Raw genomic sequence first — 26,595 nt, forward strand, 5'->3', positions numbered from 1 at the left:
GAAGGGTGGCCGCCGCGACAACCTTCTGCGGGCCCGCTGCGTGGTAGGGGCGTGACCGACCAACAGAATCCTCTGTCCGCGACGGACCGGTCCTACGTCGCGTTCGTCGAGGTGGCGTGGGAGCGACATATCCGGCTGGCCATGCTGCTCTGCGGCGACCGCTGGCGGGCCGAGGAGTTGCTCCAGGACAGCCTGGTCCGGGTCTACGAGCGGTGGCGGCGGCTGTCCCGACTCGACGACCCGCACGCCTACCTTCGCCGGGCGCTGGTCAACAACCACACCTCGATCTGGCGGCGCCGCCGCCGCGAGAGCCTCGTCGCGGACGTTCCCGACCGGGCCGCCCCGGGTGGCGGCAGCGACCCCGACGCCGACGTCCTGCGCCGGGCGCTGCTGGCGCTGCCGGCGAAGCAACGCGCGGTCGTAGTGCTGCGCCACTACGAGGACCTGAGCGAGCGCGAGGTCGCTCAGATCCTGGGTTGCTCGCTGGGCACCGTCAAGAGCCAGAACGCCCGGGCGTTGGGCGCGTTGCGACACCTCCTGAACAGATCCTTCGACTCGGTGAGCAGGTGACAGTCATGAACGACATCGACGACCGTCTCGTACGCGGACTACACGACCTCGTGGACGGCGAACCGGATTCCGCCCCGGACGTGCCGGCGCTGATCGAACGCGGTCGGCGGGGTCGCCGCCGCCGGGCCACCGCCCTGGCCGGTACGACCTGCGCCCTGCTGGCGTTGGGCGTCGGCACCGCCGTCACGGTGACGACGAACGCCCCACCCGAGCGTCCCGGCGTCACCGCCCGGGCCGCGCGTCCGGAGCAGGTCTCGCCGGCGCTGCGCCTGGTCTCGGCGGCCACCGCCAGCGAGAACATCAGCTACCGGATGCGACTCACCAACTCGGGTCCGCACGGGCTGACGTACGAGGGCGCGTTCGACCCGAGGACCGCCACGGGGTACGTGCGCGTGCCGCACGACGACTCGATCCAGACCGAACTGCTGATTGACGGCACCCGGTACGAGGGCGCGGAACGGCCGCAGGGCGAGCTGCCGCCCGACAAGGGACCGGGCGAGACGTACGGCCGCTATGGGCAGTACCCCGGTAGGTACGACCGCCTCTCCTTGCAGGGCGACGGGAACGCCGTGTTGGGTGCTGCCCAACCCGACCCGGCCGCCCTGTTCGCCGCGTTGAGCAGCGCGAACGCGACGGTCACCGAGAACCCGGACGGCACCCTGCACTTCACGTACACGACGGCGGCCCGGGACTGGTCGAGCAGCACGGCCGGTGACGTCACGCTGGACGGCGACGGCCGGATCGCGACGGTGGCGCTCACCGTCACCTGGGAGTCGACGGCGAAGGGCCGGCTGGACCGGGGGACGGTCACCTCGACCCTCGCGCTGTTCGACTACGGCGTCGAGGTGAAGGTCGAACGCCCGACCGACGTCGTCATGGTCTCCAGGTAGCAGCGGGTGGCCCGGCGTCCACACTGGTGGACGCCGGGCCGGACGGGGCAGGGCGCAGTCGCCACCACGCGCCCACGACCAGGGCCAGGGTCACGACACTCACCGCGACGTCGCCGGCCAGGGCCGCTGCCGGGCTCGCCGGGGAGTACGGCGGCACCAGGTACGCGAACGCGGCGGCGCTGACCACGTTCGCTGAGGCGGCGGCGAGCACGTGCCGCTGATCCCAGCGTTCGCTCCCCGACCAGTACACGACGACTGCTCCCAGCGCGGCGGTGAGCGCCAGCGCGACGGCCACCCCCGGCCAGCCGGGCGTCGGGTCGGTGAAGAGGTGGGCGACGACGACCAGTAGGCCGACCCAGAGCGGGTGCGGCACCCGCCGGGCGCGACGCGGACGGGTACGACGCCAGCGGGGCAGCAGGGCCACCGCGACCAGGGCGAGGACGACCGCCGTGGCGAAGCTCAGTTGCAGCGGGCTGGCCAGGAAGTTCTTGCGGCCCTCGGGCGAGGTGAAGACCAGCAGGCTGCCGAGCAGGTAGAGCACGCCGACCACCGCGAGCCCGGGTCGCCCGAGCCACGGCCGATGCCGCCGCTTCGCGCCGAGGAACGACTCGACGAACACGATCGGCGCGCAGATGGTCAGCAGGATGTGGTTGCCGACGTAGTCGTACGCCTGCCGGAGGCTGAACCCGAGCCCCGGCACCAGCGACGCCTCGGCGGCGGCGCGGGTGTCGGCGTACTGGGTGTCGTCGAGGTAGCCGGGGTTGAACAGCGACTGGTCCACCAGACCGGCCTGCAGGACGCCGAACGCGGCGGCGAGCAGCACGATCGCCGGCCATCCCGCGCCTAGGCGTCGGGCGGCCTCCCGGATCAGGATCGCCGCCCCGCCGTACATCGGGCCCAGGGCGATGATCACCGGGAGGAAGTCGTCGATGGCGAAGCCGCCCCACGAGCACTCGGCCGCCCAGGGCGCGAGCAGCAGCAACGCCACCACCGGCACGAGCCGGCGGCGCAGCGGCGGACGGTCGGCACGGTCGGGTTCGGTCGGCACGGATGCTCCTCGGCGGCTCGGTCGGGGGTCGCCGGTCACCGTGCGCGAGCCAGCCGGCTAGCCGCTACGGCCATCGGCCGATGGCCACGGCGACCAAAGTCGTTGCGTAGGGTGGTGCGGACGTCGTCACCACCGGGAGCACGCGGATGCAGCCACACGCCACGGCCGACCTGACGGTCCCGCCCACCGCCATCGAGAGCCCGCTGCTCAGCTACCGGGACGAGGCGACCGGCGAGCGCGTCGACCTCACCGCCCAGCAGGTCGGCGCCTGGTCCGCGCGCAGCGCGAGCCTGCTGCGGGACGGCTGCGGGCTCGGCCCCGGCAGCCGCGTAGCGGTGTTACTGCCGCCGCACTGGCGTACCGCCGCGGTGTTGTTGGGGGCGTGGGCGTGCGGCCTGGCGGTGTCGTTCCGGCCGCGTGCCACGGCGGGCCTGCCGGTGCTGGAGCCCGGCGGCGACCGGCCGTTCGACGCGGTCTTCGTGACGCCGGAACGCCAGGACGACTGGTTGGAGGACGTGCCGGACGCGCCGCACCGCTACCTGGTCGGCACCGGGCCGGGCCGGCTCGCCGACGTGCCGCTGGGCTGGTTGGACTGGTCCGCCGAGGTGCTTCGCCACCCGGACGTCACGCCCGACCACACCGCCATCCACCCGACGGACCCGGCGAGCGCGGACGGCACGACCTACGGGCAGTGGGGCGCGCTCGCCCGGGAGGTCGCCGGCATGCTCGACCTGCGCGCCGGCGACCGGCTGCTGGTGGATGCCGCCGAGCACGAGCAGCCGCTGAAGTGGCTGCTCGCGCCGCTCTCGGCCGGCGCGTCAGTGGTCATCAGCGCCAACCTCGACCCGGCCCGACGGGACGCGGTCGTCGCCGCCGAGCACGTCACCCGAATCCTCTGATCTAGATCTGCGTTCTCGCTTCTTCGATCTGGCGCACGACGGCATGGGCGCCGTGCGCCTGCGCGATGGCGTCCGCCTCGTCGAGGGTCGCGAGCGCGTCCGCGTGGCGGTCCTGGGCGGCGGCGACGTAGGCCAGCCCGACCATGTTGGCGGCCACACCCGGCAGCGCTCCGATCTCTTGGCGCAGCCGAGACGACTCCTCCAGCCGCTCGCGCGCCTCATCGAGACGCCCGGCCACGTGTGCCGCGATGCCCAGGTGGCGCAGTGCCTCGGCTTCGGTCGACCTGTCGCCGGCCTGCGCCGCCAGTTGGCGGGACCTTTCCAGGTGCGGGACGGCGGTCTCGTTGTCGCGCCGGATGACCTGGTGCAGGCAGCCGATCCAGAACAGCGCCTCGGCCTGGCCGCGGGTGTCGGCGAGGGCCTGGTACAGCTCGTTCGCACGCTCGAACAACGGCAGTTCCGCCGGGTCCTCGACGGGCGACGTGTCGCCCCGGGCGCGTTCGTCGAGATACCGGGCGTGCAGGATCCGCCCACGGGCCAGCGCGGCGTCGGCCTCCACCGCGTCCAGGTCGCGTTCGGCGTCGGCCAGTACGCGGGCATCGCCGCTGTACACGGCCTGTTCGTAGAGCTTTTGGGCCCGTTCGATGCGATCTTCGGCGTTCATTCGCCGCCCCCGTCCTGGCATCGCCACTGCGTGCCGGATCAGCAGCCTAGTGGTCGAGGCCCGCACTGTGTGGATGGTCAGCGACGGGTGGCGCGGGCATGCCCGCAGTCGCGCGGAGCGACCCAATCAGCGCTGGCGGATCAGGTTCCGTTACATCGGCATATTCCCTGCTCAGAGGGGCTTTTGTCGATGTCGTCGACGTGTTCTCATACCGATGCGACGGCATCGTCGAACCCGCACCGCTCCCTCACCGAAAGGTGCACCGATGCAGAGCAGATCCCCCTTCCGACTGGCGGTTCTCGCCGCCAGCGCCGCCACGTTTTTGGCGTCCGGCGGCGCGTCCGGGGCGCTGGCCACCGCCGCTCCCGCGACCGCGTCCCCGGGCGTCGCGGCCTGCGCCGGCGAGCAGAGCGCCGCCCGGGTCACCGAGGGCGCAACGGCCAAAGAGCCGGAGCTGTACTCGAAGAACGAGGCCAACGCCTACGGCGTGATCAAGGATGCGCCGCGTCTGCCCAACGGCAGCGTCACCGTGCCGACGGTCTTCCACATGGTCTCCGACCACCCCTTCACCGCCGCCGAGACGGCCCGCTGGAAGACCCTCATCGCGGCGCAGATGACGGTCCTCAACGACTCGTACGCCGGGCGCACGTCGGCGGACGCCTCGGACACGCCGTTCCGGTTCTCGCTCGTCGACACGACGTGGACGGTGAACAGCGCCTGGTACACGGTCGAGCCGGGCAAGAACGAGCGCGACATGAAGAAGGCGCTCTACACCGGCGACTCGGAGACCCTCAACGTGTACGCGGCCAACATCGGTGGCGGGCTCCTCGGCTGGGCGTACTTCCCGAAGGGCTACAACAACGGCCGCGACTACATCGACGGCGTGGTGATGCTCGACGAGTCGATGCCGGGCGGCACGGCCGGCAAGTACGCCCTCGGTGACACGCTGACCCACGAGGTCGGGCACTGGCTGATGCTGGAGCACACCTTCGCGCACGGCTGCTCGGCGTCCGGCGACTTCGTCGCGGACACCCCCCGCGAGGCCGCCCCGCAGTTCGACTGCCCGGTCGGCGCGGACTCCTGCACCGCGCCCGGCCTGGACCCGATCCACAACTTCATGGACTACACGCAGGACTCCTGCATGGACATGTTCACCCCCGGCCAGGCCGACCGAATGAGCGACGCCTGGCTAGCCTTCCGCGCCGGCTGACCTGTCGGGGCTGCCGGTCAGCTTGAGCGGGTTGATCAAGTTGAGCGTGTTGATCAAGAGGTTTGCGTCACCGGAAAGCTGATCGGTGACGCAAACCTCTTGGTCATCTCCGGGAGAGGACTCGCCGGGAGCAGGGCGCGGTGTGGTCGGGCGGCAGGGTGCAACGGCCGCCGGCGGGTAGTCGCTGGTCGCAGAAGACCCAGTGGCGTACGCACTGCTGGTCCTCGGCCGACACGGTCACCCCGCCCGGCTCGACGTGGGCGCTGAGCCGGGCCAGCACGCGGGCGGCGGTACGGGCGAAAATCCGGGCCCGGAACAGGTCGGGCGCGGTCACCGGCAGGTGGATCACCCAGCGCTCGGTCATCGGTCTTGGCTTGCTGCCGTCGGTGGTCTTTCTTCGCGTCGGTTCAGCAGCCGGCGGATCAGGTCGCGCACGGGGGACCGCCCTTCGTCGGGTCGCGTCGAAGTGGAGGGGGCGGCCTCCGCCGGTTGCGGGCGGCGGAGACCGCCCCACCCTGCGACCGCAGCCTCGATCGGCGGTACGGCAGCAGGGCCGCGCCGGGGGAGCGCGGAGGGTGGGGTCTCGGCGGCGATGCGAGACCGGTACGAGAGGCGCCAACCGACCGCAGCAGCACCGCATCACCGAGGGTGACGCTACCGATACCTGTCACCTCTGTCAACGCTCTCTTACCTGTCGAATCTAGCTGCCACTGCTCACCTGCTTCTCCTGCGTCAGTTATTGCCGCTCTTTCACCTGTTGCTCGATACTGGGAGGGCCAACCGACTGCAAGGGGCCTTCACGTGCCGATTCCGCCGACCATGGACGAGTTGATCAACGATCTGCTGAGGCGGATTGAGGTGGGTGAGTTCCAGCCCGGGTCAAAGATTCCGTCTACTCAACAGCTGTCCGATCACTACGACGTGTCGGTGTCGACGATCCACCGGGCGGTGGCGGTCTTGCGTGGGCAGGGCGTGTTGGTTGGCCGTCCGGGTCGCGGCGTCTTCGTTGCCGAGTCCGCTCGGAGCTGAACAGTCGTGGTTGTTCAGTGGGGAAGCGCGCCGGCGATGGCCCAAGGCTTCTGTGCATGTCTCAAGGCGGCCCTGAGAGGCGCACGAGCCGTAGATTGGGCGTCGCGCTGCGCAGCGGACAGCCCAAAGCTGCGGAGCACGCCCACGCCACCGGCTGGCGCAGATAGGGGGAAGCCGGCCGCCGCAGACGGCAGCGCCAAGTGTGGTTGAAGTTCGTGAGCCGGCAGCCGGCCACGACGCGGCGCAGAGGATGCGGGGTCGCCCTCCGCTCTAAAGGGTGCTTCGGGTCGCTGCGGGACGTTCCTACGGGCCGCCCTTGACCCCGGAGCCTTTGCGATCCCGCGGGCCGGCGTTGCCGAAGGTGGGCTTGCCCGTGACCGCCTGTAGGCGCTGCTGATGCAGCCTCGGCCCTCCAGCAGCCTATGCGTCCCCAATCGTCATGTCAGTTGCGGCTGACTCTCCCCTCGAGGTAAGAAACACTATCGACGGGGCTTGACCCCTCTGAGCAGCAGGGTTTAACGCTCGTTCAGGCCTCCACCGGAGTTCTAGGCTCCGGAATCCCCGGCATGGGAAAAGGGCGATACCATTCACGGCTGACGGCCGAGGTGATTAGTCTCGCTAAGTCGTTCATGAACTGCTCGCACTTTCGTCTATGAACGCTGAAAAGCCGAACATCGATGCGTGACTTGCGACTGCCGTGCGCGATGTCGTTCCGGGTGCGTCTTACGAATTCCAGCGAGTGGAAGTAGCTACGGCTGACTTCCGACTCTGGGATTCCCAATCGGTACAGCGTTCGACGTAAGACGTCGGTTCCGAAGTTCATCTCCATGGAGGCCGCCACCTGTGGATCGATGGTAATCGTTGCTTCGTTGAGCTCTCTCACGCGCTGAACAAAATTGACCTGTCGTACAGCACGCCGCGTCAAGATGCCATCTTCCGCAGATCCATCGTCGCTTTGGCCGGCGCCTGTTCGTAACGCCTCGAATTCGGCGATACACGCAGCCGCAAAGAGATGAGGTTTAAGCTCAATGGCCTTCAGGCCTTTCGCATTTATAGCGTCGATGTACAAGCTGAAGGCGTGCCTGGCGAACCCTTCTAGATGTGCGTATTGCATCACGAGAATGGCTCTTAGGGCGGAAACGGGCCATGATTCGGGGTCCGCTTCCGCCAAGAGTTCATTCCGGAGGTGTCGCAGCTCGTCGAGTCGCCAAGACAGGTCCTCTTCCAGTTCTAGTCTGAGATCCGAGAGTTTCAACTGATCGCCGCCCTGAAGGCGTCGGAAAAGTATTTGACCCTGGCATTCAACTCGTTTCGCGAATTCTTTCCTCCTCCACAGTGATCGAGAAACTTCCGGTCAAACTTCCCCCGCATCACGGCTTGGCCAAGGCGTTCGACTTGGGCCGCGTCCTCAGGATCGGCCTTGTCAAGAACTTGCTGCAGGCCGAGTACGATGCCCTCGTAGTGGTAGACCGAGAATTGACTTCTGGGTTCAGGATAACGTTGGTCCACTGTGCCGAAAATCTTCGAGTCGATGCCGAGATGATCGGATACAACCCGGAGGATCCGAAAGGTCTTCTCGAATACTGCTCGCTCTTGATTGTAGGCAAATTCAGTCGGGTCGACCGGATCCGAGACCGCTTCCATGTAGTCGGTAAGGAAGTTCGCGACGTCGTGGCGATAACGAGCGCCATCATTCTTGTATGAGAAAAACCTCAGAACGAGTTCTTGATCGAACTTCTGCTTCTTCTGGTTGTACGAAATAATGTCAATGCAGTGAGCAAAGTTGCTTTCCTTGCTTAGTTGCGAAATGAAACTGTTGAAGTCATTGGACAGGAGGCGAATCGTTGCATTTCTCACCTCTTGTGCTTCCAAAGTCTCGCCGCCGGTATTAAGTCTCTTGAACATGTAGTAGCGTAAGCGAGGATCGCTTTCTTTCCGGAGAATCTCTGCCCGGATGTAGCTGCGCTTCAGCTTGATTTCCATGGCTCGTGGCAAGTCTTGATACGTTAAGCCGTTCAACTCTTTGACGATGTCACAGTCGGCAAGTACGAGGGGAGGCTGCAACTTGCCATCGATCTTCAGTTGTCCGCGGAAGTTGAGGTACGACGATATCCGTTGGAGTCCGTCGATTAGTTCATAGACCCGGTCTTCGCGCTCAATGAGGAAGATTGGAGGCACAGGCAGTTCCAGTAGGAGGGATTCGATGAATCTTGCCTGTGAACCCTCTGGCCACCGAAACATGCGCTGAAATTCAGGATCAATAATCAGTTCCTGGTCGTTGTACATGTCCGCGAGTTCGTTAAAAGAAAAGTCGATGCTTTGCGTACGAACGGCGTTGACTTTTGAGTCAACCGAAGTGATTAGCTGGTCTGGGTCCAGAAGCATGGTTTGATTAGCCTTGCGCCTCGCCATAATCAGCCCTTCTTCAGAGTGACTACCGTTTCGTTGACTTTGCCCTTGGGGTACTTGCGAGCGGCTGTATTCACAGCAGTAAGAAGGCGGGTGACCTCCTTTGGGTTCGCCGTATGGAGCTTCCACCCACGCGCCTCTGCTTCTTCGATGCAGATCTCCGCTAGTCTGATATGGATGTCTTTATAATAAGAATCCTGAACGACTAGGGTTAAGGTTGCCTCATCTTTGGTCACGCGCGTAATCTCGTCAAAGCTTGAGGATAAGTCGTCGAGATACTGCCGAACCTGCTTCAGATAGTAGCCTGCCGACGCCTTGCTCTTATGCTTAGAGACGTCATTGACGAGGCTGCTAGCAAGTGTCCGGTACCTGGGAGCATTCGTTGTCTGCCCAGGCCTGATTAGGGTTGTTCCCATCAGGCTCGATCTAAGCGAGCGATCCTTGGCGATGTCGACTCCCACAACCGCAAGCTCCCGAGCATACGCGACCGCGTAATCGATTCGAGTTAGGTAGGGAGGAGATGTAAGTACGACGTCAACTGAGCGATTTGCCAGTGGTAAGCTGTTCGCCGAAGCTGTAATTAAGGTGGCTTGTACTCCGCTGAGTTCATCACTGCTGCGAAGGCGATCGAGGATGTACTGCTGATCCGCAACTAACAGCACATCTAGTTGATCGCTTTCTACATGCACCAATTGTTCGGGCGACGCTGCCCGCTTAACCCATGTTGGGTTGCTGCCCTCGAAGCGTTCTGTCAGGCTGCGCACGACCCGGAACAGTGAGACGTGACCCAGCGCCGATACGGGCTTTGCTTGGGATTGCAGATGATTCGTCCACTGGCGAACGCGAAACACGGTCTGGGGGGACAACCAGGAGAGGAGCGGATCCGTTGCCGTCGAAAATGACCCCGCTGGGTTAGGGGGTGGGTCCGATGCTTCGGTAACGGCGTGGACACCTCCACGCAGGCTTGCCACTAAGTTGGCGATCGGGTTGAGGTCTATGCCTACGGATCGAAGTGCATTTGAAGTCGCTGCCAGCGTAGTTGTGCCACTGCCGTTCCAGGGATCAAGGACCACGTCGTCGTCGTTAGGCGCGATGACGCTCAGTTGATCCCGGGCCCATTCGAACGAGAACCCCGCATAGTAGGGGAAAACATCCGCCAAGCCAGCGGTCTCCTCGCGTGGCCGCTTCGGAGATCCCTTCGGTCCGGATGCCGAAGGGATCTTCAGGTTTGGCAGGGCCGGCTGGTGTGTGAGCTGACCGGCTCTGGTACCCGTCACCCGGTCTCCCCGCCATGTGTTGGCCAAAGTCTGCGTACGACCACCCTTGTCGAGGAGACAGCCACGACGATCGAGCGAAGCAACCCTCTGCTGCCGGTGGTGCAAGTAGTGCAGGTTAACAGCAGCACATGTTGGCGGGTAGATCAACCTCTTGGGAACTTGCTGACTTCGGTGCCTGGCGCGTCCGCGTCCCCGGATGAGGGTCAACTCGTAGGGAGTGTTGGCAGAACGCTGTTGACACCAAGGCCGACAGCAACCGCACAGGCTGCCCTCGCCTCGTCGGACCGCCCGGCCGTCCTCGTAGCCGAGCCTGGCGATGAGGCAGGCGGGCGGCAATTCGTCGCCACGTGCGCTGAGTTCCCGTCCCTCTCCTGGCTGGCACGTTCCCAGATCGAGGCTCTACAGGGGCTCCAGGACCTGCTGCGTGAGGTGATCGTGGACATGGAGGAGCAGGGCGAGCCGGTGCCGCAGCCGTTCGCCGAGCGCAGCTACTCGGGCAAGTTCAACCTGCGCGTCGGCGAGAGCCTGCACCCCGAGCTGGCCATCCACGCCGCCGAGGACGGCATGAGCCTCAACCAGTACGTCCTGCGGAAGCTCAGCGCCGCCTGAGCAGAGCGCAGTTGATCAACTAACTGTTCACCCCCGCTGCGCCCGTTTCTCATCAAGCTCGCCTGGTGAGTTCGCCAACGGCCGGCAGGGTCACTGAACGGCCGCGCCCACCGGCGTGCCACAGCACCTGTAGACCGGAGCGCTGGCATGCCCGCAACCGCTCGGTGGCCCCGCCGTGTCGTGATCTCGGCGGCGTTCACCCTCACCCTGCTCGCCCTGGCGGTCCCCGCTGATGCCCACCCGTACGGCTATCCGCAGACCGTCACCGTTGCGGCGGACGCGGCCCGCCCCGACGTGGTGCACCTGACGTGGAAGCCCGGCGGCGTCGACGAGCTGACAGTGCTCGGCGTCCACCTCGGCCTGTTGCCGCAGGACCGCGTCCTGCTCGACGGCGCGGTCGACACCCGGGACACGGACGCGACAATCCTCGCCTCCTCACCGCTGTTCGCGAACTACCTGCTCAAGCAGATGACCGTCAGTAGCGACGGGCATGTGTGCGCCGGAGCCGTCGGAAAGGCGAGCGACTCTGGTGTGGACGTCAACTACACCTGCCCCGGCCCGCTCGGCGTCGCCCGCATCGAGATCCGGATGCTGAGCGACCTCGACCCCGCGTACCGCACGGTCGCGACCGGCCCCAAGGGCAAACGCCAGGTGTACGGCACCGACGAGTACTCCCACGACTGGCTGCTCGGCGACGTGCCCCCGCCAGCGGCTGCCACCGGCGGGACGGGCCACGCCCAGAGCACCACCCGGCGGCTCGTCATGAGCGTCGGTCCGCTGTTGCTGCTCGGGGCCGTCGGGTCGTTGCTGCGACGCCAGGTACGTCGTCGACGGGCCACCCGCGTCCGACCGTCGTCCTGAGACCGGCCGCCACCAGGGCGGCCCCTCTGCCCGCCGCAGTCGGCACCCACGGCGTCGGCGGTTCTTCGCACCCAACAAAGGAGAAACACCGCCATGACGCACGAACAACGTGCGCGCCGGAAGCGAACACGCGGACTGCTGTCCGCGATGGCGCTCGTCCTCATCGCCGGACCGGCGACGACCCTGCATCCGGCGTTGGCCGGAGCGGAGGCCGTGCCGGCCAGCGCCACCACGCCGCTGATCAACCTGAGCGACGGGCAGAACGTCGAGGGCAAGGTGCCCGTCGTCGTCGAGCCGGTCACCGAGAACGACTCGGTGACCATGCTCGCCGTCGACGGCGACAAGATCAGCGCCGAGAAGACCGCGGGCACCGCCCACTTCGCGTTCGAGATGGGCGGCAACGGCACCGAGGCCCGCTACCGCAACTACCTGACCGTCAACGGACACACGGCCGAGGCCGACCGGGTCTACTTCCCGGACGTCCCGGGCGGGAGGGTCGGCACCCTCGACTTCCCGGGCGACTGGCTCAAGCCGGGCGCTAACACCGTTTCGGTCCACGCCGGAGCGAACTGGGTCGACACCACCACGAAGACCGCCGTCGGCTACCAGGAGCTGCCGAACGGTGAGGGTGGCCGCTGCCCCAACTACGACGACTACGCGCTGAGCAGCATCAGCCTCAGCCTGCTCGGCGTGGTCGCCGACGGCGAGCAGAACCTGTTCAGCTACAACTTCGGCGACGGCACCTGCGGCAGCTCGGCGAAGCTGCTCAACCAGGACCTCACCTTCGTCATCTCCGGAGAACCGGGCAGCACGTCCGGCCTGCGTACCGACCTGGACACCACGAAGCTGACCAACGGTACGCACACCGTCAGCGCGACAAGCCTGTCGGGCGCGAAGACGAGCGTCACGGTCGACGTCAACAACGCCCCGGCCGGCGCGGCGGTGGTCACCCCCGGTGACGGTGCCCGCGTACGCGGAACCCAGCCGGTCATCGCCGCGCTCGCGTCCGCCGGCAAGGACAGCGTCGAGTCGCTCGCGATCGACGACAAGCCGGCCGAGAACGCGGAGATGCTGGCCGCCGGCACCGCCACCCTCGGCCTCTCGGTCGAGGCCGGCAACTCGATCGAGGCCCGCTACCAGAACTACGCGCTGGTCAACGGCCACCGCGTCGACCTCGGCGGCGACTACGGCGCGCTCGGCGCAGAGGCCGTGAAGCTGGCGTTCCCGAACCGGTTCCTGCACCTCGGCGACAACGTCGTACAGGTGCGCACCGGCGACTACAACGGCACGCTCAACGGTGCTACCTGCGCCAACCACGACGACTTCAAGCTCACCCGGGAGGCCACCAGTCTCACGCTGAGCACGGCGGGCACGGTGACTGCCGGCACCACGTACCTGGTCACCACCAGCGGCACGACCGTGACGAAGGCGGAGACGACCGCCGCGTCCCTGGCGCTCGGCGACGGCACCTGCGGCGCGAACAAGGACGCCGAGTTCCACTTCACCGTCGCGGGCGCGCCGACCACGCGCACCGTCGACACCCTCGCCGCCGCCGGCGACGCGCACCTGAAGATGTTCGTCGGTGGCAACGGCAGCGACAACGGGTACGACAACAAGGTGCTGGTCAACGGCATCCCGCTGGAGATCGGGATGTGGGAGAAGGAGGTCGCCGACCTCGCCTTCCCGAACGAGTGGCTGGTGCCGGGCGTCAACGCCCTGGAGTTCGTGGCGGGCAGCGACCACGGCAGCGCCAAGCCGGCCGGCTGCGACAACTACGACGACTTCACCCTGCGGGACTTCGAACTCCTGCCCAGCGGCGCGAAGGCCACTCAGCTGACCCGCTCGGTCGCGCAGACCACGGTCACCATCGGCTCGGCCACCTACCCGGCCGGCTCGCCCGTGACCACGTACCTCGGTGATGGCACCTGCGGCAGCAGCTTCAACGGCGTCCTCACCACGATGGTCCTGTTCGACGTCACCGCCCAGGACGGCTCGGCGCTGCCGGCGCTGGGCAAGCGCGCCGACGTGGACACTACGACGATCGCGGACGGCGCCCACACCATCAAGGCGGTCGTCGGCGACAAGACCTCCACGCGGCGGTTCACCACCGACAACACCGCTCCGGAGATCGCCAGCAGCGTCCCGGCGGCCGGCCAGCGGCTGACGTCGACGGTGGCGCTCGACCTCACGGTGAAGGACGCCAGCGGCGTGGTCGGCACGCCCGCCATCACGCTCGACGGCGCGGCCGTCAAGCAGGGCGACCAGATCGGTCACGGCCTGCCGGCCGGCGAACACACCATCGCGATGACGGCGACCGACGCGCTCGGCAACACCGCGACCCGCGAGGTGCGCTTCAGCAGCGCGAGCATCCCGGACGTCCCGACCGAGCTGAACGCCACGATCAAGAACACCGACCCGCTCTCGGCGGAGCTGTCCGCCCGGATTCCCGGCACCGAGGGTGTCGGGCTGACCGCGACCTTCACCAAGGCCGACGTCGTCCTGCCGACCAAGGGTTACCAGGGCGAGGCGGCCGACGTGCCGACCACGCTCGACGTCCAGCATGACCGGAGCGTGGACGTCGCCTCGCTGCGTCCGCTCGACGGTTCGACCATCGACAGCCCGTCCAGCCGTGGGGTGGTCTTCCAGCGGTACGACCTGCCGCTGGGCGCCACCAAGCAGGAGCCGACGCTGCGCTGGTCGGGCAGCATCGACCCGGCGCGGATCGTGGCGCTGCGGGCCTGGAACCCGGCCACCGGAAAGTGGGTCGTGCTCACCAGTTCGCGGGGGAAGGCCGGGCAGGACACCGTCCTGACCGCGCCGGTCGAGGCGGGCTACCGCGACGGCGGTGTCGTGCACGTGCTGGTCACCGGCGAGGACCCGTTCGCCGACGACCTGTCGCCGCGCGACGCGACGGCGCAGAACGACAAGGACCGCTTCGAAGACCCCGCGTCGTACGACTTCTCGTTGGCGCACTTCACCGATACCCAGTACGTCACCGAGGGCGCGGCCGGCGGCACGTACGACGACTTCGACGGCAACGCCGAGCCCTCGGACGTCGAGACCGCCGAGGAGCAGGCGATCTGGTCGGCCGCGTACCGCGACCAGATGCAGTGGATCGCCGACAACGCGGACAGCCGCAAGATCGCGTACGCGGCGCACACCGGTGACGTCATCGAGAACGACTACTACGACCCGCTGGCGAAGAACCCGGACGGCTCGCTGAAGCGGCCCGGTCTGCACGAGCAGGTGCAGAAGGAACTCGCGACCGCCTCGGGTTTCCAGAAGATCCTCGACGACAACGGCGTCGTCAACCAGGTCATCGCGGGCAACCACGACGACCAGTTGGGCGCCGAGACCGGCCCCGACTCCCGGTTCAGCCGCACCTTCAGCGCCGACCGGTACTACGGGACGGCGAAGGCCTGGCCGAAGGGCACCGAGTACCACGCCTGGGACGAGCGGACGAACGCCGACGGCTCGGTCACGCCGGGTAAGGACAACCAGAACAACTACCTGCTGTTCTCCGCCGGTGGCCTGGACTTCGTGGTGGTCGGCCTGTCGTACGGCGTCACGCCGGCCGAGGCCAAGTGGGCTGACTCGATCTTCAAGCGGTACAAGGACCGCAACGGGATCCTGCTCTCGCACGACTACCTGAAGCCGTCGGCCAACCCCGACGGTCGCGGCGCGGACTTCTCCGCCCCGGACGGCTCGCCGCTGTTCAAGCAGGTCGTCGAGGCCAACCCGAACGTGTTCCTGGTGCTCGCCGGGCATGAGCACGGCGTCGGCACCAACCTGAAGTCGAAGATCGGGGTGACGGTCAGCCACGACGTCGTCGAGCTGCTGGCCGACTACCAGTTCTACACGGTCGCCGCCGCCGAGCTGTGGCCGAACCAGGTCGCCGCCGACGGCACGATCGATGTCAACGGCGACGGCAAGCCGGACCACAAGGCCACCGACCGGTTGCAGTTCGGGGCGAGCTTCCTGCGGCTGCTCCAGTTCGACGTGGACCGGGCCGAGATGCACATCGACACGTACTCGCCGTTCCTGAAGAACTTCGGGGCGACCGAGTACGACATCCGCCAGGACGGCAGCCAGCCCAAGCCGCGCTACAACGGCGCGGAGGACAACCTGACCCTGCCGGTGGACCTCACCACCCGCAAGACGTCGTTCACCACCGACTCGCTCGCCGCGTACGTGCCGGCCGGCACGATCGGCACCGACGAGGTGACCTCGAACGACGTGGCCACGACGACGTGGGACAGGCTCCTGCCGGGAACCTCGTACGGCTGGATCGTGTCGGCGAAGAGCGCCGACGGCGGCGAGGCGGTGGCCCAGCCGGCGGTGTTCACGACCGCCAAGCGGGTCCCGACGATGACCGTCACCGCCACCCCGACCGCCTGGGGCACGGCGGCGACGGTGACCGTCAAGGTCGCGGCCGGCAGCACGCCGGTCACCGGCGCGGTGGAGTTGCGCGAGGGTACGACCGTGCGCGGCTCGGCCACGCTGACCAACGGCACGGCGACGTTCACCCTGCCGGTGGGCCTGGCCGGCGGCCAGCACGCGCTGACCGCGTCGTACCCGGGTGACGACCACCTGACCGCGGTCGAGGCCACCGCCACCCTGACGGTGAACCTGCCGGCGCAGTGGAGTTCGTCGACGGTCTACAACGACGGCGACCGGGTGACCTACCAGGGTCGGGTCTTCCGGGCCTCCTGGTACACGAAGAACCAGAAGCCGGGCGCCGACGCCAACGGCGCGTGGCAGGAAATCGCCATGACCGAGGACGGCACCGCGATCTGGACCGCGTCTCGGATCTTCAACTCGGGCGAGTTCGCCATGTACGACGGTAGGAAGTGGCGGGCCCAGTGGTACACCCGCAACCAGAAGCCGGGTGACCGCAACGGGTCCTGGGAGGAGATCGCCCCGACCCCGCCGGACAACAGCCCGGCCGCCTGGACGCTGACCAAGGTGTACAACGCCGGCGACCGGGTGTCCTTCAAGGGCCACGTCTACGAGGCGAAGTGGTGGACGCGCGGCCAGGAGCCGGGCGACCCGAACGGCCCCTGGAAGCTGATCAAGTAGGCAGGGTTCGCGTGAACGCCGGCCCGGGACCGATTGCTGGTCCCGGGCCGGTGCGCTGTGCGGTGATCGACTCAGCTTCCTGGAAGCCGGGGTGTCCCGAGCGCCCCGACACCCCGCCTTCCTGCAACACGAGTTGACCAAGGCCCGGGGCGCCTCGCTCACCGGGAGGAGCAGTTCTCGCTGACGTCGGGTCGGAGCCGGCGGAGCTGGTTCGCCAGCGTCCCGATCAGGGCCGCAGGGTGCGTCACCCGTCCGGTGGAGGCCATCCGTTCCGCCCGTTCTCACGTTTGCCCTGCCCCTACGCTTCGCCCGAGGCGGGCGCGGGCGGGGCGTCGGCCACTGTCGACACTGACGGAGGGCTGATGGCGTCGAGGCGTACACCTCGGGTTGTGGTTGCGGCGGTGGCCGGCGCGCTGTTGGCCCTCGGCGTGGTCGCGCCCGGCCCGGCCGCCGCGCCGCCGCGCGCGGCCCGGGCGGACGGTGACGTGGTCCCCGTGCCGCGCGAGCCGCGCCCACCGCTGCTCCCGGCCGACTTCCGGGGCACCGGCCGGTACGTCGTGCGGGACCTCGGCATCGACGTGCCGTTCAGCTGGCAGGGCCGCGACGGCAACAGCCAGATGATCGCCGGCGGCCCGGAGCACCCGATCTGGTTCACGAACCTGATATACGAGAACACGCTCTACACGCTCACCTACAAGTGGCCCAACATCCCGCTGTTTCCGCCGCGCCCGTGTAGCAAGGTGCCCGGGTTCTTCAACCGGCAGATCTTCAACGACAAGCTGAAGACGTCCCGCTATGTCGGGCCGGAGATCCTGCAGGGTGCGGACGACCGGCACGTGGACCACTGGCGGGTGGGAGTGGTCGGCGGCTCGACCGTGCCGGGGGAGTTCTTCCGGTTCCCGCTGGCGCTCGGCGACATCTACGTCGACCAGCGCGACCCGAGCCGGTGGTGGCAGGTGCTCCAGTTCGGCCTGCAGAACCTCTTCGACCCCGAGCTGGACGAGTGGTTCACGCTCGACACCTTCGACCACCACCCGGGCGAGGTGACCCTCCCCGACCGCTGCCCACCCCCCACCCCCACCCCCACCCCCTAACCCCACCCCCACCCCCTAACCCCACCCCCACCCCCACCCCGACCAGCCCCCGCCGGTCCCCGACCAGCCCGGTGATCAAGAGGTTCGCGTCACCGATCGGGCGGAATTTGACGCGAACCTCTTGATCAACAGGGCCAGCCTGAGGGCGAGCCCTGGGGGTTACAGGGCGAAGAGGAGGGCGGCGTTTAGGAGGACCACTACGGCCGTCGCGAAGTGGATGCCGAAGGCCACGGCCTTCGTTCCGCCGTTGCGCAGCACGATGAGGGTGTCGCCCAGGGGGACGAGCGCGACGATCAGCATGTACCACGCGACCGCGTCGGCGGTGGTGAAGGCGATCAGGGCGAGGCCGAGCAGCCCGAAGGTGACGTCCTTGAGCCCTTTGACCGTCAGGTAGGCCGAGTCGCCCGGCCGGGCCGGCACGCCGTACCCGGCGGCTGCGGCCCGCGGCACCAGCAGGAACCGTGCGCCGATGAAGAGGACGAAGAGACTGAGTACGACGGCGAGCCCGTAGGCCAGGGGTGACAACATGATCCGCTCCAATTGCTAGCGCTGCTAGGTATAAGAGCGACGCTAGCAGAGCGCGGACAGATTCGCTAGCGGTGCTAGCATTGCTGTCATGTCGACTCAGACGCGCCGGGAGCGCGAGCGGGCGGAACGGGAACGCGCCATCGTCGCCGCCGCCCGGGAGTTAGCCCTGGCCGAAGGCTGGGACGCGGTGACAACCAGGCGGCTGGCCGCCGAGATCGAGTACAGCCAGCCCGTCCTCTACAGCCACTTCAAGGGCAAGGACGCCATCATGGCGGCGGTCGCCGTCGAGGGCTTCGCTGAACTGGCGACCGCGCTGGTGACCGCCCGTGCGGCCGCGGCCGACCCACGGCAGGCGGTCGCCGACGTCGCTGCGGCGTACGTCGCGTTCGCCGACCAGCGACCCGCCCTCTACGACGCGATGTTCACCCTCGCCGTGGACCTGCCGTTCGCCAGCTCGGACGTCCCGACCGATCTCGCCCGGGGTTTCGCCGAACTGGCCGAGACGGTACGGCCGTTCGCCGGCGACGCCGACCTGGAGACTCTCACCGAGACGTTCTGGAGCGGCCTGCACGGTCTGGTCACGCTCATGCGCAGCGCCCGCCTCCGCCGCGAAGGCCACGACCGCCGGCTGGCAGCGCTGGTCGACCGCTTCTCCCGCTGACCGAGGCCGGGTTCCAGGAAGGAGGGGTGTCCGGGCGCTCGGGACACCCCGGCCTCCAGGAAACCGAGTCGATCAAGCCGACAAAGCAAAAACGCAGGTCAGTCGAAGGACGGTAGGGACGGGCCGAGGACGTCGTCGGCGTCGACGATCGTGTACGCGTACCCCTGCTCGGCGAGGAAGCGCTGCCGGTGTGCCGCGTACTCGGTGTCGATCGTGTCCCGGGAGACGACCGTGTAGAAGTGCGCCTGCCGGCCGTCGGCCTTCGGACGCAGCACCCGACCCAACCGCTGGGCCTCCTCCTGCCGTGACCCGAACGTGCCGGACACCTGGATCGCCACCGCCGCCTCGGGCAGGTCGATGGAGAAGTTGCCGACCTTGGAGATCACCAACGTGCGTAGCTCGCCGGTGCGGAACGCGTCGAACAGCCGCTCGCGCTCCTTGTTGGTGGTGGAGCCCTGCACGATCGGCGCGTCCAGGTACTCGCCGATCTGGTGCAACTGGTCGATGTACGCGCCGATCACCAGCACCTGGTCGTTCGGGTGCCGGTCAACGAGGGCCTTGACCACGGGCAGCTTGGTGCGCGCGGTCGCCGCCATCCGGTAGCGTTCCTCGGCCTCCGCCGTCGCGTACGACATCCGCTCCGCGTCGGTCAGCGTCACCCGGACCTCGACACACTCGGCCGGGGCGATCCAGCCCTGCGACTCGATGTCCTTCCACGGCGCGTCGTACCGCTTCGGCCCGATCAGGCTGAACACGTCGCCCTCGCGGCCGTCCTCGCGTACCAGAGTGGCCGTCAGGCCCAGCCGGCGGCGGGCCTGGAGGTCCGCCGTGAAGCGGAAGATCGGCGCGGGCAGCAGGTGCACCTCGTCGTAGACGACCAGGCCCCAGTCGCGGGCGCCGAACAGGTCCAGGTGGGTGAACACGCCCCCCTTTCGGGAGGTGAGCACCTGGTACGTGGCGATGGTGACCGGGCGGATCTCCTTGCGCTCGCCCGAGTACTCGCCGATCTCCTCCTCGGTCAGCGACGTGCGGGCGATCAGCTCGCGCTTCCACTGCCGGCCGGCGACGGTGTTGGTGACCAGGATCAGCGTCGTCGCCTTCGCCTCGGCCATCGCCGCCGCGCCGACCAGGGTCTTGCCGGCCCCACAGGGCAACACGACCACGCCCGACCCGCCGGCCCAGAACGCCTCGACGGCCTCCCGCTGGTACGACCGCAGCGTCCACGGCTTGCGCCCGTCCTTGCCGGCCTCGGCCAGCTCGATCGGGTGCGCCTCGCCGTCCACGTAACCGGCCAGGTCCTCCGCCGGCCAGCCCAGCTTGAGCAGCGCCTGCTTGAGCCGGCCCCGCTCGGACGGGTGCACCCGGATCGTGTCGTCGTCGATCTTGTCGCCGAGCATGCCGGCGAGCTTCTTGCTCTTCGCCACCTCGATCAGCACCAGCCGGTCCAGCGCCCGCAGCACCAGCCCGTACGCGGGATCGTTGGCGAGTTGGAGCCGGCCGTACCGGTCCATCGTCTCGGCCACGTCCACCAGCAGCGCGTGTGGCACCGGGTAGCGCGAGTACTTGATCAGCGAGTCGACCACGCCCTCGGCGTCGTGCCCCGCCGCGCGGGCGTTCCACAACCCGAGCGGGGTCAGCCGGTACGTGTGCACGTGCTCCGGAGACCGTTCCAACTCGGCGAAGGGCGCGATCGCCATCCGGCAGGCCTGCGCGTCGGGGTGGTCGATCTCCAGCAGCAGCGTCTTGTCCGACTGCACGATCAGGGGTCCACCACTCACGCCAGCGTCCTCTCCTCGGTTGGCCGTCGGGACCGCCGCGGTCGCACACCCGCTGCGGGCCGACCATCCAGTGTTGCACGACGGGAAACGTCCCAAGAAAGATGCTCACCGGATGCAACCAGGACGGCACTTACGAACGTCTAGGAAAGGGACAACTGTCCAGGGGAGGTGCCATGCGGCGTGTCCGGCACACTTCCCGGCTGTTTGCCCTGGTGGTGGTCGTGCTGGTCGGTGCCGGCGCGTGCACGTTCGATCCGCGGTCCGGCGGGAGTGGTGGCGGGGGAGCCGCTCCGGTCGGTGCGGCGGAGCAGGCATCGGGGGCGAGCGGCACGTCCGGGCCGGCCCAGCACGGCCGGCCCACCACACCGTCGTCCGCCCCGAAACCCTCTCGAAAACCCACGCCGAAGCCGACCCGCGCGGCGTCGACCCCGAGCACCGGCGCGCCGACCGCCGCCGGCTGCCCACAGGGCCAGCACCAGCGCGCGGTGGAGACGTACCTCGCCCGCCTCGGCGGGTTCGGGGCCGTCACCGTCGACGGGCGGCAGTCCGCCGCCGACTGCGCCGCCATCAAGAAGTTCCAGCAGAGGTACGGCATTCGCCCCGTCGAGGGTCGCGCCGGACCGACCACCCTCGACGTGGCCCAGCGCCTCGCCACCACCGACACGACCCGCTGCCGGGCCGGCGCGGGCACCACGTTCTGCGTGGACCTGACCCGGCAGACCGTCTGGGCGATGCGGGGCGGCAAGGTGGTCATGGCGCCGACCGTGACCCGCACCGGAATGTCCGGCTTCCGCACCCCTTCCGGCACGTACACGGTCAACTTCCGTAACCCGAAGGAGTGGTCCGACCCGTACGAGGTGTGGCTGCCGTACTGGCAGCACTTCACCCAGGGCATGGGCTTCCACGAGACCACCACCTACCTGCACGACAAGTCGATCGGCTCGCACGGCTGCGTCAACCTCCTGCACGCCGACGCGGTCCGGATGTGGGAGCTGGGCAAGGTCGGCACCCGCGTGGTGCTGATCGGTCGCCGCCCCGGCACCTGAGCGACACGCCCTCCTTTCCGGGTTTTATCCCCTGTCGGACCGGTCACCGGAGTGTCACGCTGGGAGTCCAGGGCCGGATCGGGCGGGGAGGCTGGGTATGACGGTCGACCGTGAAGTGGTCGCGCAGTACGAGCAGGCGCCGCCCGACGAGGTGTCCCGCGCGACGGTGTTCGCGTACGCCTTCGCGGCGGCGCTGCTCTTCGGGTGGTTCCTCTTCGGGTGGCTGGTGCTCCAACAGGGCTTCGTCGACTCGGTCGGCGAGTCGGCCGGGGCCGGCTTCGCCCTCCTGCTGCTCATCTCGGTGGTCGGCACCGTACGACGCAGCCGCCGCTGAGCGACCACGGGAGAACGGAGCCGCTCAGTCCGCCAGCACCGCCGCGGTGATCCGGTGCAGCGCGAAGGTGTGCAGCATTTCGGTCCGCTCGTCCTCGGCGCGCAGGTAGCCCGCCCCGATCGAGACCGGCTTCACCAGCCGCGACGCGGTCGCCCCGTGGGCGTCCACATACCCGACCCAGACCAGCGCCCGGTCCCGGACCGCCTGCTGGAGCACGGCGAGCGCCTCGCTGTGCGTGTGCGCCGGCACCGGGCCACCGCCCAGCCCCGCCGCCCCACCCCGGACCACCGCCGGGGCGCGACGGGCCGCCCGCGCCGCCGCATCACCCCGCCGGATGTGCTCCACCACCCCGAGCAGCCGGGGCATCGGCAGCTTCGGGGTAACCAGCGGGTCCAGCGTCCTGGTGGTCACCCCTACCCGCGCCGGAGCGCGCCGGACCCGTGGCCGAATCAGCATCGTGCTGCCCATGCCGTCCTCCTGCACCGGCGCGTAGCCCGCCTCCCGCAGCGCGGTGAGCATCCGGCTGACCTGGTACGGGGTGGTCAACACCGTCGGCGCCAACCGACGCAGCGTCAGCGACTCCAGCCGCCGGTCGGCCAGCACCTCGGTGAGGAGCGCCTCGTCGTCGCTGCGCAGGTACGCCCCGGCCGAGCCGGCCCGCAGCCCGCCGTGCTTACGGGCCACGTCGTCCACCAGGTAGCTGAGCCCCTGCGGCACCGGGGTACGCGACCGGCGACGGAACAACTCGTGCAGGTCGTCGGCCGTGTAACCGGCGTCCAACGCCCGCCGGACGCTCGCCGTGGTGACCCGGTGCACACTCGCCCCGCCGGCCGACTCGAGTTCCGTCGTCGCCTCCAACTCGGCGGCGAGCGCCGGCTCGGGCGGGCCGGGCACCACCACGGTCAGGTCGGCCTGCACCAGGAAGTGGTCGACCGGGGCGGGCAGCAGCGCGTCCAACGCCCGCGCCGCACCGGACGGATCGCCACTCTCGGTGTCCGCGTGCAACCCCAGCGGGTCGCCGCCGGACTCGTCGGTCGACGTCAGCTCGCCCAGCAACAACCGTCCGTACGAGGTGAGCGCCCCCAGCCCGGTCATACCGAGCTGCGCCGCCTCGGCCAGCACCTCCCGGTGGGCGGCCTCCCGACCTCGGCTGCGCCGTGGCGTCCGCCAGTCCAGCAGGGCCTGCAACTCCTCCGGGGTGGGCGCGGTCGCCGGCTCCAGGTCGGCGAGCACCCCGAGCACCGCCCGGCGGGTCGCCGGCGCACCGGCCCGCTCGGCCTCCGCCGAGAGCGCGGTGATCGGCCGGTCCCGGTCGTCACGCCGCCCGACCAACCCCACCTGCCGGGTCATGGTCATCCAGGCGCGGGCCAGGTGCTCCCACCGTTGGGCCAGTGATCCGGCCCGCCACACCTCGTACCCGCCGGTCGGCAGCACCTGCTGGTCCGCCCCGTACCGACCGGTGGTCGCACCGGGCAGCTCCATCTCACCGGCGAGCCCCGCCGCGTACGCCACCTCGAGCAGCAGCGCGGTGGTCGGCTCGTCCAGGCCGGCGGTGCGGGCCAGCCGGCGCAGGTCGCGGACGCCGATGCCACCCGACCGCAGCACCGGGGCGGGTTCGGCGGCGAGCTGTTCCAGCAGTCCCTCGGTGTGCCGGACCACCTCCATGGTCTGCCCGGCGCCGGCCGAGTCGACCATCTTGGGCTCGCGGGGAGCGGCAGCCACCGACGGCGGGCTGGTCTGCAACGGCCCGAGCGGACCGCTGTCGCGCCGCAGCAGGAGGCCGACCTCGCGGGGCAGCTCGACGGTGCCGCCAGCCGTCCCCGAGCCGGCCGAGACGGTCACCAGCAGCCGATTGTCGACCAGCCAGCGCACCGGTGAGCCGGTGGGCGCGCCGCCGTTGATCGGGTCGGCGAGGACGGCGTCCTGCGCGCCGATCGCCGGTGCCTGCAACGCGCCCGGGGGCACGCTACCGACCGGCGGCCCGGCCGCCAGCCGGTCCAGGATCGCCCGGGCCGACGGGGGCGCCGCGAGCAGCGTCCGGCGCAGTTTCGCCGGGTCCGCGCAGAGGGCCGCCGCGCGAACGTCCAGGTCCGCGGCGGGCCGACCAAGTCCAGCGGGGTACGGGGAGACCTCGTCGACGGCGGCCGCCACGTACATGGCGTGCTCGGGGCCGTACAGCAGGAACAGCGCCCTCAGCCGGCCCACGGCGGCCCGGACCGCGGTCGGCGCCGGTGGGTGCGGCCCAGCGGTCGCCATGGCGAGAATCGTGTCGATGGCGGTCGTGCCCTCGTCCGGGTGCCGGGTGAGCCGGCCGGCGTCCAGGATCAGCAGGGTGAACTGGTCCAGCCCGTCCAGCGCGCGGGCCACCGAGACCCGGGACTGGGCGCGGATGGCCAGAGCGGAGATGTCGGCCGGCACGGGCACGACGAGGTCCGGCCGCAGTTGCAGGAGTGCGGCCAGGGACTCGTCGGGCAGCGACCGCAGATGGTCGGCGAGTGAGGTGGTCATCGTCTTTCCACGCTAGCCCGGGGTGGGCCGGTCGCGCCCCTCGGACGTACGGCCGGCTGTGCGTCGGCGAGTAGGTTTCTCGGCATGTCTGCACCGACCGTCGGATTCGACCTCGACATGACCCTGGTGGACTCCCGCCCCGGCATCGCCGCGGCCTACCGGGCGCTGACCGCGAGGACGGGCGTTCCGGTGGACGCCGACCTGGCGGTGTCCCGCCTCGGCCCGCCGCTGCGCACCGAGATCGCGCACTGGTTCCCACCGGAGCAGGTCGAATCGGCCGTCCTGCTGTACCGCGAGCTGTACCCGGCGTACGCGATCACCCCGACGGTCCCGATGCCCGGCGCGCGGGAGGCCATCGACGCGATCCGTGCCCGGGGCGGAAGGGTGCTCGTCGTCACCTCCAAGATCGCCCGGTTGGCCCGGCTACACCTGGACCACCTCGGCCTGGTGGTGGACGAGCTCGCCGGTGACCTGTTCGCCGAGCAGAAGGCGACCGCCCTTCGGGAGCACGGCGCGACCCACTACGTGGGCGATCACGTGGCGGACATGGTGGCGGCGGGGGTTGCCGGCGTGCCCGGAATCGCCGTGGCGACGGGCCCGTGTTCCCCGGATGAGCTGCGTGCGGCGGGGGCGAGCGTCGTGCTGGACGATCTCACCGGATTCCCAGCGGCGCTCGACGGCATGATCCAGCTAGCCTTGGAGCAGTAGCGGCTCAAGTGAAGCAGGGGTTTTCAGGTGCCTACGGGTCGAGTGAAGTGGTACGACACGGCCAAGGGATACGGCTTCGTCACCAGTGACGAGGGCGGTGACGTGTTCCTGCCCAAGGGCGCGTTGCCGGCGGGCGTCACCGACCTCAAGGGTGGTCAGCGGGTCGACTTCAGCGTGGTGGACAGCCGCCGTGGCGCCCAGGCCATGGGCGTGAAACTGCTGGACGCGCCGCCGTCGATGGCGGAGCTGCGGCGCCGGCCGGCCGAGGAGCTGCACGGCCTCGTCGAAGACATGATCAAGGTGCTGGAGGCGAAGGTCCAGCCGGACCTGCGTCGGGGCCGGTACCCGGACAAGAAGACCGCGCAGAAGATCGCTCAGCTGGTCCACGCGGTCGCGCGCGAGCTGGAGGTCTGAGGCACCAGCCCGGCGGTGGCGGCGCGGTCGAGGAGCGCCGTCACCGCGGCGAAGCCGGCCTCACCCAGGTCGGCCGTGAACTCGTTGACGTAGAGGCCGATGTGCCGGTCCACCACGTCGAGTTCCATTTCCTGGGCGTGCGCGAGGACGTACTCCCGGCTGACCGTCGGGTCCGCCCAGGCCTGCCGGACGGACTCGCGGATCCAGCCGGCGGCGGCCTCCGGGTCGACCGCGCCGCGACGGGCCAGGATCGCGCCGAGGGGAATGGGCAGGCCCGTGTCGGCCTCCCACCACTCGCCGAGGTCGACGAGCGCGGTCAGGCCGTGCCGGTGGTAGGTGAAGCGGGCCTCGTGGATGACCAGGCCCGCGTCGTAGCGGCCGGCCGCGACGCCCGGCATGATCTCGTGGAACGGAACCACCTCGATCCGGGCTGGCGGCCGTCCGGCCGACCAGAGCCGGAACAGCAGGTAAGCGGTCGTCCGGTCGCCCGGCACGGCCACCGTGGCGCCGGTCAGGTCGGCGCGGTCGCCCCGGGTGAGCACCAGCGGCCCGCACCCGCGACCGAGCGCGCCACCGCAGGGCAGCAGGTGGTAGTCGTCGAGCAGCCACGGCAGCGCCGCGTAGCTCACCTTCACCAGGTCGAACGCGCCCCGCTCGGCCGCCGTGTTGGTGACGTCGACGTCGGCGTAGGTCACCTCGACCGGCGGTGCGCCGGGCACCCGCCCGTGCACCAGGGCGTCGAACACGAACGTGTCGTTGGGGCAGGGCGAGATCGCCAGGGAGAGCGCCACGCCCTTCACGTTAGCCCCGCCCGCGCGGCCGGTCGGTGCGACCCCGTGCTTGGTGATCCGCGACAAACCAGGCCGGCGCCGACTCCTGCCCCTCCGGTGCCCTCGTCCAGGTGCGAGAGGTCACGTCGCTCGGTGTCGAGCTGCCCCGGATGTGGGGTGAGGGGGCACGGGCGGCGGTGGTGGCGGGT

The 26,595-nt window shown here is 69.1% G+C and carries 24 protein-coding genes; 14 read left to right on the forward strand and 10 right to left on the reverse strand.

Annotated features, from left to right (window positions below):
- Positions 1 to 51 precede the first annotated feature (51 nt).
- Both AB0I89_RS11305 and AB0I89_RS11310 read left to right on the forward strand, forming a co-directional pair.
- Positions 52 to 570 carry a SigE family RNA polymerase sigma factor gene (locus tag AB0I89_RS11305; protein ID WP_357123825.1) on the forward strand — a complete coding sequence of 173 codons (519 nt, stop codon included), beginning with the start codon at positions 52 to 54 and terminating at the stop codon, positions 568 to 570.
- 5 nt (positions 571 to 575) lie between these two features.
- Positions 576 to 1,460, forward strand: a complete 885-nt coding sequence (locus AB0I89_RS11310; protein ID WP_357123828.1) for a hypothetical protein — start codon at positions 576 to 578, stop codon at positions 1,458 to 1,460.
- Here the strand turns inward: AB0I89_RS11310 and AB0I89_RS11315 are convergent.
- Complete coding sequence (locus tag AB0I89_RS11315; protein WP_357123831.1) at positions 1,444 to 2,508, reverse strand: hypothetical protein; 1,065 nt, start codon at positions 2,506 to 2,508, stop codon at positions 1,444 to 1,446. The two genes, AB0I89_RS11310 and AB0I89_RS11315, sit on opposite strands and share 17 nt — an antisense overlap.
- Before the next feature lie 146 nt (positions 2,509 to 2,654).
- Between AB0I89_RS11315 and AB0I89_RS11320 the strand changes: the two genes are divergently transcribed.
- Positions 2,655 to 3,407, forward strand: a complete 753-nt coding sequence (locus AB0I89_RS11320) for a TIGR03089 family protein (RefSeq protein WP_357123834.1) — start codon at positions 2,655 to 2,657, stop codon at positions 3,405 to 3,407.
- Between the two features lies 1 nt (position 3,408).
- On the opposite strand, the gene AB0I89_RS11325 is transcribed toward AB0I89_RS11320, so the two are convergent.
- Positions 3,409 to 4,071, reverse strand: a complete 663-nt coding sequence (locus AB0I89_RS11325; protein ID WP_357123837.1) for a tetratricopeptide repeat protein — start codon at positions 4,069 to 4,071, stop codon at positions 3,409 to 3,411.
- A 265-nt stretch (positions 4,072 to 4,336) separates the two neighbouring features.
- Here AB0I89_RS11325 and AB0I89_RS11330 point away from each other — a divergent pair, with 265 nt between their 5' ends.
- On the forward strand, positions 4,337 to 5,281 hold the full coding sequence (locus tag AB0I89_RS11330; RefSeq protein WP_357123839.1) for a zinc metalloprotease: 945 nt from the start codon (positions 4,337 to 4,339) through the stop codon (positions 5,279 to 5,281).
- Between the two features lie 103 nt (positions 5,282 to 5,384).
- Here the strand turns inward: AB0I89_RS11330 and AB0I89_RS11335 are convergent, their stop codons facing one another.
- Positions 5,385 to 5,645, reverse strand: coding sequence for a hypothetical protein (locus AB0I89_RS11335; RefSeq protein ID WP_357123842.1), 261 nt, complete (start codon positions 5,643 to 5,645; stop codon positions 5,385 to 5,387).
- Positions 5,646 to 6,082: 437 nt separating this feature from the next.
- Here AB0I89_RS11335 and AB0I89_RS11340 point away from each other — a divergent pair, with 437 nt between their 5' ends.
- The gene (locus tag AB0I89_RS11340) at positions 6,083 to 6,310 is read left to right on the forward strand and encodes a winged helix-turn-helix domain-containing protein (protein ID WP_357123845.1); all 228 of its coding nucleotides are present in this window, start codon (positions 6,083 to 6,085) and stop codon (positions 6,308 to 6,310) included.
- A gap of 526 nt (positions 6,311 to 6,836) precedes the next feature.
- On the opposite strand, the gene AB0I89_RS11345 is transcribed toward AB0I89_RS11340, so the two are convergent.
- Genes AB0I89_RS11345 through AB0I89_RS11355 form a run of 3 tightly spaced genes read right to left on the reverse strand, consistent with a single transcriptional unit; the run spans position 6,837 to position 9,996 of the window.
- Positions 6,837 to 7,565, reverse strand: coding sequence for an MAE_28990/MAE_18760 family HEPN-like nuclease (locus tag AB0I89_RS11345; RefSeq protein ID WP_357123848.1), 729 nt, complete (start codon positions 7,563 to 7,565; stop codon positions 6,837 to 6,839).
- On the reverse strand, positions 7,562 to 8,722 hold the full coding sequence (locus AB0I89_RS11350) for a DUF262 domain-containing protein (RefSeq protein WP_357123851.1): 1,161 nt from the start codon (positions 8,720 to 8,722) through the stop codon (positions 7,562 to 7,564). Before AB0I89_RS11350 ends, AB0I89_RS11345 begins: the two co-directional genes overlap by 4 nt.
- A 2-nt stretch (positions 8,723 to 8,724) precedes the next feature.
- Positions 8,725 to 9,996, reverse strand: a complete 1,272-nt coding sequence (locus AB0I89_RS11355) for a DNA methyltransferase (protein WP_357123854.1) — start codon at positions 9,994 to 9,996, stop codon at positions 8,725 to 8,727.
- A gap of 441 nt (positions 9,997 to 10,437) precedes the next feature.
- Between AB0I89_RS11355 and AB0I89_RS11360 the strand changes: the two genes are divergently transcribed.
- The 4 genes from AB0I89_RS11360 (at position 10,438) to AB0I89_RS11375 (ending at position 17,639) form a co-directional block, all read left to right on the forward strand.
- A complete protein-coding gene (locus AB0I89_RS11360; RefSeq protein ID WP_357123856.1) occupies positions 10,438 to 10,605 on the forward strand; it encodes a toxin-antitoxin system HicB family antitoxin in 168 nt (55 codons plus the stop codon).
- 147 nt (positions 10,606 to 10,752) lie between these two features.
- Positions 10,753 to 11,466, forward strand: a complete 714-nt coding sequence (locus tag AB0I89_RS11365; RefSeq protein ID WP_357123859.1) for a hypothetical protein — start codon at positions 10,753 to 10,755, stop codon at positions 11,464 to 11,466.
- Positions 11,467 to 11,559: 93 nt separating this feature from the next.
- Positions 11,560 to 16,545, forward strand: a complete 4,986-nt coding sequence (locus tag AB0I89_RS11370; protein ID WP_357123862.1) for a carbohydrate-binding protein — start codon at positions 11,560 to 11,562, stop codon at positions 16,543 to 16,545.
- A 389-nt stretch (positions 16,546 to 16,934) separates the two neighbouring features.
- Positions 16,935 to 17,639, forward strand: coding sequence for a hypothetical protein (locus tag AB0I89_RS11375; protein WP_357123865.1), 705 nt, complete (start codon positions 16,935 to 16,937; stop codon positions 17,637 to 17,639).
- A 159-nt stretch (positions 17,640 to 17,798) separates the two neighbouring features.
- On the opposite strand, the gene AB0I89_RS11380 is transcribed toward AB0I89_RS11375, so the two are convergent.
- Positions 17,799 to 18,167 (reverse strand): DUF4267 domain-containing protein, encoded by a 369-nt coding sequence (locus tag AB0I89_RS11380; RefSeq protein ID WP_357123868.1) that lies wholly within the window; start codon positions 18,165 to 18,167, stop codon positions 17,799 to 17,801.
- 88 nt (positions 18,168 to 18,255) lie between these two features.
- On the opposite strand from AB0I89_RS11380, the gene AB0I89_RS11385 reads away from it, so the two are divergent.
- On the forward strand, positions 18,256 to 18,828 hold the full coding sequence (locus tag AB0I89_RS11385; RefSeq protein WP_357123871.1) for a TetR/AcrR family transcriptional regulator: 573 nt from the start codon (positions 18,256 to 18,258) through the stop codon (positions 18,826 to 18,828).
- Positions 18,829 to 18,926: 98 nt separating this feature from the next.
- Here AB0I89_RS11385 and AB0I89_RS11390 read toward each other — a convergent pair whose 3' ends face one another.
- On the reverse strand, positions 18,927 to 20,606 hold the full coding sequence (locus tag AB0I89_RS11390; protein WP_357123874.1) for a DNA repair helicase XPB: 1,680 nt from the start codon (positions 20,604 to 20,606) through the stop codon (positions 18,927 to 18,929).
- 173 nt (positions 20,607 to 20,779) lie between these two features.
- Between AB0I89_RS11390 and AB0I89_RS11395 the strand changes: the two genes are divergently transcribed.
- Both AB0I89_RS11395 and AB0I89_RS11400 read left to right on the forward strand, forming a co-directional pair.
- Positions 20,780 to 21,652, forward strand: a complete 873-nt coding sequence (locus AB0I89_RS11395) for a L,D-transpeptidase family protein (RefSeq protein ID WP_357123877.1) — start codon at positions 20,780 to 20,782, stop codon at positions 21,650 to 21,652.
- A gap of 97 nt (positions 21,653 to 21,749) precedes the next feature.
- Positions 21,750 to 21,986: a hypothetical protein gene (locus tag AB0I89_RS11400; RefSeq protein WP_357123881.1), complete on the forward strand. Its 237-nt coding sequence runs from the start codon at positions 21,750 to 21,752 to the stop codon at positions 21,984 to 21,986.
- 24 nt (positions 21,987 to 22,010) lie between these two features.
- Here the strand turns inward: AB0I89_RS11400 and AB0I89_RS11405 are convergent, their stop codons facing one another.
- Positions 22,011 to 24,494, reverse strand: a complete 2,484-nt coding sequence (locus AB0I89_RS11405) for a helicase-associated domain-containing protein (protein ID WP_357123885.1) — start codon at positions 24,492 to 24,494, stop codon at positions 22,011 to 22,013.
- Positions 24,495 to 24,578: 84 nt separating this feature from the next.
- Here AB0I89_RS11405 and AB0I89_RS11410 point away from each other — a divergent pair, with 84 nt between their 5' ends.
- Together AB0I89_RS11410 and AB0I89_RS11415 are read left to right on the forward strand one after the other, a co-directional pair.
- A complete protein-coding gene (locus AB0I89_RS11410; RefSeq protein ID WP_357123888.1) occupies positions 24,579 to 25,202 on the forward strand; it encodes an HAD family hydrolase in 624 nt (207 codons plus the stop codon).
- Between the two features lie 27 nt (positions 25,203 to 25,229).
- Positions 25,230 to 25,616 (forward strand): cold shock domain-containing protein, encoded by a 387-nt coding sequence (locus AB0I89_RS11415; RefSeq protein ID WP_088986676.1) that lies wholly within the window; start codon positions 25,230 to 25,232, stop codon positions 25,614 to 25,616.
- Here the strand turns inward: AB0I89_RS11415 and AB0I89_RS11420 are convergent.
- Positions 25,577 to 26,407: a 1,4-dihydroxy-6-naphthoate synthase gene (locus AB0I89_RS11420; protein WP_355049197.1), complete on the reverse strand. Its 831-nt coding sequence runs from the start codon at positions 26,405 to 26,407 to the stop codon at positions 25,577 to 25,579. The genes AB0I89_RS11415 and AB0I89_RS11420 overlap by 40 nt on opposite strands.
- Positions 26,408 to 26,595 lie beyond the last annotated feature (188 nt).

Origin of the sequence: Micromonospora sp. NPDC049801, assembly GCF_040656575.1 — a bacterium.
Taxonomy (GTDB): domain Bacteria; phylum Actinomycetota; class Actinomycetes; order Mycobacteriales; family Micromonosporaceae; genus Micromonospora.